Genomic DNA, 7,670 nt, shown 5'->3' with positions numbered 1-7,670 from the left:
TCGGTGTCGGTGTCGGTGTCGGTGTCGGTGTCGGTGTCGGTGTCGGTGTCGGTGTCGGTGTCGGTGTCGGTGTCGGTATCGGTGTCGGTATCGGTGTCGGTATCGGTATCGGTGTCGGTATCGGTATCGGTGTCGAGCAGGATGAATCGGTGGGGATGTTCGGACTGCGCGGAACGGACCAGGCCCCACACCGCAGCCGCAGCCAGGTCACTGCCATCGGTAGCACCGTGGGTGAGCACCACCAACCGGGAACCCTCCGTGGCCGCATCGGCCAGCCAATCCTGAACCCAACCCAACACCAACGCGCTCGCCACGTGCGTAGCCTCGACAACGCCAACGGCGTCGTCCGGAGCTGGCAGTTCGGCGACCACGACGGGGGGCAGTTCGCCGTCAACCTGCCCATGCCATGCCCAGTCCGTTTCGGCAGCCGCCGGCGTGGTGTCGGGTTCCGTGTCCGGTAGCGGCACCCACTGCACCGCGAACAGTGACTGCGCCGCGTCCGGCGCCCCGGCGGCGAGTTGGTCGGTGGTTGCCGGCCGCAGCACCAGCGAGTCCGCGGTCAGTACCGGCTGGCCGGCGGTGTCGAACACGGCTACCGCGATGCCGCCGTCGTCGGCGGGTGTCAGCCGGACCCGCAGCGTCCTCGCTCCGGTAGCGTGCAGCCGGGCCCCGCTCCACGCGAACGGCAACACCGCCTGATCGTCGCCGAGCAGCCCGGTCAACCCGATCGGGTGCAACGCCGCGTCCAGCACCGCCGGATGCAACCCGAACCCGCCGGTCTCGACCTCCTCGGACAACGCCACCTCGGCGTACACATCCCGGTCGGCACGCCACACCGCCCGTACACCCTGGAACACCGGCCCGTACACATACCCACCATCGGCCAACCGCTCGTACAAGCCGTCCACCGCCACCGGCCGCGCGTCGGCCGGTGGCCACTGCTCCAACCCGGCCGGAACCCGGCCGGCCTGCGGGCTCAGCACACCCGTGGCATGCCGAGTCCACGAACCCTGCACATCCTCTGCCCGGGAGTACACGTTGACCGGCCGTCGACCGGCCTGGTCGGGATCACCGACCCACACCTGCACCTGCACCCCGCCCTGCTCGGGCAACACCAACGGCGCCTGCAGCGTCAACTCCTGCACCGAGGCACACCCGACCTGGTCCCCGGCGTACATCATCAACTCCACGTACGTCGTGCCCGCCAGCAGCACCGAGCCCAACACCGCGTGATCGGCCAGCCACGGCTGCGCAGACACCGACAACCGGCCGGTCAACAACACCCCGTCCCCATCAGCCAACGACACCGCCGCACCCAACAACGGATGATCAACCGAACCCAACCCCAACACCCGAGCATCCCCCACACCGGCCACCGCCGGCTGTGGCCAGAACCGCTGATGCTGGAACGGATAGGTCGGCAGCTCCAGAGCCCGCCGACCGGCGCTCGTGCCGAGCAGCGTCGGCCAGTCCACCGCTCCGCCATGTACGTGAACACCCGCGACCGCGGTCAGCAGTGTCTGCGGCTCGTCCCGCTCAGCTCGCAGCGCGGGTAGCCACACGTCTGTGTCGGGGGTGTCGGGGTCGGCCATCGAGGTCAGCGTGCCGTCCGGGCCCAACTCAAGGAAGACACCCACGCCTCGCTCACGCAACGCGTTCACCGCATCGTGATAGCGCACCGCCTGGCGGGCATGCGCCAGCCAATACTCGGGTTCGGTCACATCTTCACCCGGGGTGCCGGACACCACCGGGATGGTTGGCTCCCGCCAGGTCACCTCGGCCAGCACGTCGGCGAAGTCGGCCAGCATCGGTTCCATCAACGGCGAGTGGAACGCGTGACTGACCTTCAACTGCCGGGCTTTGCCGCCGCTGTCTCGCCACTGCTGCGCCAGGCCCAGCACCAGATCCTGGTCGCCGGAGATCACCGTCGAGCGGGGACCGTTGACCGCCGCCACCCCTACCAGATCGGTGTGCCCGGCAATCAGCTCCTGCGCCTCGGCGTCGCTGGCGGTCAATGCCACCATGGCGCCGCCAGCAGGTAGCGCCTGCATCAACCTGCCCCGGGCGGCCACCACCGCCACCGCATCAGCCAGACCCCACACCCCAGCCACATACGCCGCACTCAACTCACCAATCGAATGCCCCGCCAGATACTGCGGCACCACCCCCCACGAGTCGACCAACCGGTACAACGCCACCTGCACCGCGAACAACCCCGCCTGCGTATACACCGTCTGATCCAGCAACCGCGGCTCCCCCGCGACCACATGCCGCAACGGCCGCTCAAGATGCTGGTCGAAGTACGCGCACACCTCATCGAACGCCTCAGCGAAGACCGGATACGCCTCATACAGGCCCTGGCCCATCCCGACGCGCTGGCTACCCTGCCCGGAAAACACCACCGCCAGACGACCAGACCCCGCAACCCCGGCAACCACCCCCGGCGCCTCGACACCAGAAGCCAACGCCTGCAACCCGTCCACCAACGCCGACCGATCCTGACCGAGCACCACACCCCGATGCGTGAACACCGACCGGGCCGCCAACGCCCGCCCCACCACCACCGGCTCCACGTCAGGCCGGTCGGCCACAAACCCCGCCAGCCGCTGCGCCTGCGCCCGCAACGCCACCTCGGTCTTGGCCGACAACAACCACGGCACGACACCGGCCAGCGGCGGGGCCGGTTCACGACCCAACGCCGTATCCGGTACGGGATCGGCTTCTTCGAGGATGAGGTGGGCGTTGGTGCCGCTGATCCCGAACGAGGACACCCCAGCGCGTCGTGGCCGGCCGTTGACCGACCACGGTGCGGCCTCGGTCAGCAACTGCACCGATCCGGTCGACCAGTCCACATGTGATGAGGGGGTGTCCACGTGCAGTGTCCTGGGCATCAGCCCGTGCCGCATCGCCAGGACCATCTTGATGATCCCGGCGACGCCTGCGGCTGCCTGGGTGTGACCGATGTTCGACTTCACCGACCCCAACCGCAACGGCTGCCCCGCCGGCCGGTCCTGACCGTAAACGGCGATGAGTGCTTGTGCCTCGATCGGATCACCCAACCTGGTGCCCGTGCCGTGCGCCTCGACCACATCCACGTCGCCCGGCGTCAGCCGCGCGTTGGCCAGGGCCTGACGGATCACCCGCTGCTGCGACGGCCCATTCGGAGCACTCAACCCGTTGGAGGCGCCGTCCTGGTTGACCGCGCTGCCCCGCAGCACCGCCAACACCTGATGCCCCCGCCGACGGGCATCCGACAACCGCTCCAACACCACAATGCCGACGCCTTCGCCCCAACCCGTACCGTCGGCGGCGTCCGCGAACGGTTTGCACCGCCCGTCAGCGGCCAACCCACCCTGCCGGGAGAACTCCACGAACGCTGCCGGGGTGGCCATCACGGTCACACCGCCGGCCAGGGCCATCGAACACTCACCCGAGCGCAACGCCTGCGCCGCCAGATGCACCGTCACCAACGACGACGAACACGCCGTATCCACCGACACCGCCGGACCCTCCAGACCCAGCGTGTACGCCACCCGCCCTGACGCCACGCTTCCGCTGGTCCCGGTGGCATATCCCTCGGTCTCAGCCGGGCTCGCCGCCAACTGCATCGCGTAGTCGTGGTACATGAGGCCCACGTACACGCCGGTGTCCGAGCCGCGTAGCCCCGACGGGTCGATCCCGGCCCGTTCCAACGCCTCCCAGGAAACCTCCAACAACAACCGCTGCTGCGGATCCATCGCCACAGCCTCCCGCGGACTGATCCCGAAGAACCCCGCATCGAACAACGCCGCGTCAGTCAGGAAGCCGCCCTTGCGGACATACGTGGTCTCCGACCCCGCCGAATCCGGGTCATCCCACGACCCGGCTTCCCAGCCCCGATCGGCGGGGAACCCATCCACCGCGTCAACGCCCTCGACCAGCAACTGCCAGAACTCCTCCGGGTCACCCACCCCACCCGGATACCGACACCCCATGCCCACAATCGCCACCGGCTCATCAACACCCGCACCAACCGTTACCGGCACGAGGACATCGGCCTGCTCACCGAGCAGTTCCGTCAGCACATACCGGGCCAACACGTCCGGGGTGGGGTAGTCGAAGACCAGCGTGGCCGGCAGCGACAACCCAGTCGCGGTAGCCAGCCGGTTACGCAACTCCACCGCGGTCAACGAGTCAAAACCGAGCTCGCGGAACGCCCGATCAGGTGCGACTGCCTGAGCGCTGTCGTGACCAAGAGCTGTGGCCGCGTGGGTACGCACCAGCTCCAGAACTGTCCGCTGACGTTCCTCGACCCCCATAGCAGCCAGCCTGGCGGCCAGATCCACCGGCTTATCGGCGGTGGACGCCGCCCGGCGGGTTGAGCCGCCGGCCAACGCCTGCCACAACGGCGGCAGGCCACCGGCGCCGGCGCGACGCAGCCCGGGCAGGTCCACCCGGATCGGCACGAGTTGTGGCCGGTCGGTACGCACTGCGGCGTCGAACAACGCCAGTCCCTCCTCGGAGGACATGGGAAGAAAGCCGCCGCGTCGCATCCGGTCCAGGTCGAGCTCGTCGAGATGCCCGGTCATCGCCGACTGCTGCGCCCACAGCCCCCACGCCAGTGACTGCCCGACCAGGCCCTCGCTCTGCCGCCGCAGTGCCAAGGCGTCCAGGACCGCGTTCGCGGCGGCGTAGTTTCCTTGTCCTGGTGATCCGAGCGTGGCCGCCGCCGAGGAATACACCACGAACATCGCAAGATCCATATCCTGGGTCAGCTCGTGCAGCCACCACGCCGCGTCGGCCTTGGCCCGCAGCACCGTGTGCAGCCGCTGCGGCGTCAACGCCTCGATCACCCCGTCATCGAGCACTCCCGCGGTGTGCACCACCCCGACCACCGGATGCTCAGCCGGCATCGCCGCCAACACCTCGGCCAAAGCGTCGCGGTCGGCGACGTCACACGCCGCCACCCGCACCCGCGCACCCAACTCAGTCAGCTCACCGACCAACTCCGCCGCCCCCGCCGCGGCTGGACCCCGCCGCGACAACAACAACAGATGCCTAACCCCATGCGTAGTGACCAGATGCCGGGCCACCAACCCACCCAACACCCCGGTCCCACCCGTGACCACCACCGTGCCACCCGCATGCAACCCCGCCGACAAACCGTCAGCGCCAGGCAGAGGCAGCCGGCCAGTACCGGCTCGGGTCAACCGGCGGACATACAGCTCACCGGCGCGTACCGCGATCTCCGGTTCGCCGCTGTCGAGCACCGCCGTGAGGATCCTGCCCAGTTCGCTGCCGTGGTCGGTGTCGAGGTCGGTGTCGAGCAGGATGAACCGGTGGGGGTGTTCAGACTGCGCGGAACGGACCAGGCCCCACACCGCGGCCGCGGCCAGGTCACTGCCATCGGTAGCACCGTGGGTGAGCACCACCAACCGGGAACCCTCCGTGCCCGGATCGGCCAGCCAATCCTGAACCCACCCCAACACCAACGCGCTCGCCGCGTGCGTAGCCTCGACAACACCCACAGCATCGTCCGGGAATGGCAGTTCGGCGACCACGACGGGAGGCAGCTCGCCGTCAAGCCGGGCTGGCGGGTGAGGCACCAGTAGGGGTTGCGGCCGCTGGCCGTGCCATGCCCAGACAAGTTCGGTAGCCACCGACGTGGCGTCGGGTTCGGCGTCTGGTAGCGGTACCCATTCCACCGTGAACAGTGACTGCGCCGTGTCTGGCACCCCGGCGGCGAGCTGGTCGGTGGTTGCCGGCCGCAGCACCAGCGAGTCCGCGGTCAGTACCGGTTGGCCTGCGGTGTCGAACACCGCCACCGCGAAAGCGCCGTCGTCGGCGGGTGTCAGCCTGACCCGCAGCGTCCTCGCTCCAGTCGCGTGCAGCCGGACCCCGCTCCACGCGAATGGCAACACCGCCCCGTCGTCGCCGAGCAGTCCGGTCAACCCGATCGGGTGCAGCGCCGCGTCCAGCACCGCCGGATGTAGTCCGAACCCGTCGGCTTCGGCGTGCTCGGGCAGTGTCACCTCGGCATACACATCCCGGTCGGCACGCCACACCGCCCGCAAGCCCTGGAACACCGGCCCGTACACATACCCACCACCGGCCAACCGTTCATACAACCCGTCAACCACCACCGGCTGGGCACCGGCCGGTGGCCACTGCCCCAAGCCCGCCGGAACCCGACCAAACCGCGGGCTCAACACACCCGTGGCATGCCGAGTCCACGAACCCTGCACATCCTCTGCCCGGGAGTACACGTTGACCGGCCGTTGACCGGCCTGGTCGGGATCGCCGACCCACACCTGCACCTGCACCCCGCCCTGCTCGGGCAGCACCAACGGCGTCTGCAGCGTCAACTCCTGCACCAGGGCACACCCGACCTGGTCCCCGGCATACATCACCAACTCCACGTACGCCGTGCCCGCCAGCAGCACCGAGCCCAACACCGCGTGATCGGCCAGCCACGGCTGGGCAGCCAGTGACAACCGGCCGGTCAACAACACCCCGTCCCCATCGGCCAACGACACCGCCGCCCGCAACAACGGATGATCAGCCGAACCCTGCCCCAACACCCGGACGTCGCCCACACCGGCCAGCCCCGTCTGCGGCCAGAACCGCTGATGCTGGAACGGATAGGTCGGCAGGGCAACCGGCTGGGTCGGGCCGCTACTCGTGCCGAGCACTGTCGACCAGTCGACCGCCGCGCCGTGTACGTGAACACCCGCGACCGCGGTCAGCAGTGTCTGCGGCTCGTCCCGCTCAGCTCGCAGCGCGGGTAGCCACACGTCTGTGTCGGGGGTGTCGGGGTCGGCCATCGAGGTCAGCGTGCCGTCCGGGCCCAGTTCGAGGAAGACACCCACGCCTCGCTCACGCAACGCGTTCACCGCATCGTGGTACCGCACCGCCTGGCGGGCATGCGCCAGCCAATATCCCGGTTCGGTCACATCCGCACCCGGAGTGCCAGAGACCACCGGGATGGTCGGCTCCCGCCACACCACCCCGGCTAACACGTCGGCGAACTCGGCCAGCATCGGCTCCATCAACGGCGAATGGAACGCGTGACTGACCTTCAACTGCCGCGCCTTGCCGCCGCTGTCTCGCCACTGCTGCGCCAGGCCCAGCACCAGATCCTGGTCACCGGAGATCACTGTTGAGCGGGGACCGTTGACCGCCGCGACGCCTACCAGATCGGTGTGCCCGGCGATCAGCTCCTGCGCCTCGACGTCACTGGCGGTCAACGCCACCATGGCGCCACCAGCGGGTAGCGCCTGCATCAACCTGCCCCGGGCGGTCACCACCGCCACCGCGTCAGGCAGGTCCCACACCCCGGCCACATACGCCGCGCTCAACTCACCGATCGAGTGTCCGGCCAGATACTGCGGGGCCACCCCCCACGAGTCGAGCAGCCGGTACAACGCCACCTGCACCGCGAACAACCCCGCCTGGGTGTACACCGTCTGATCCAACAGCTCCGGCTCGCCCGCGACCACGTCCCGCAACGGCCGCTCAAAATGCTGGTCGAAGTACGCGCACACCTCATCGAACACTTCCGCGAACACCGGATACGCCTCATACAGGCCCTGGCCCATCCCGAGCCGCTGGCTACCCTGCCCGGAAAACACCACCGCCAGACGACCAGACCCCGCAACCCCGGCAACCACCCCCGGCGCCTCGACACCAGA

The 7,670-nt window shown here is 69.0% G+C and carries 1 protein-coding gene; it reads right to left on the bottom strand.

Annotated features, from left to right (window positions below; all coding sequences use genetic code 11):
* Positions 1–7,670 (bottom strand): SDR family NAD(P)-dependent oxidoreductase (locus ACLQ2W_RS33650; RefSeq protein ID WP_425791904.1); only part of this gene is annotated, 7,670 nt, incomplete at both ends.

The sequence above is a fragment of the Micromonospora sp. DT227 genome (assembly GCF_049841835.1).
GTDB lineage: Bacteria > Actinomycetota > Actinomycetes > Mycobacteriales > Micromonosporaceae > Micromonospora.
This window is presented reverse-complemented; position numbering and strand designations above follow the sequence as displayed.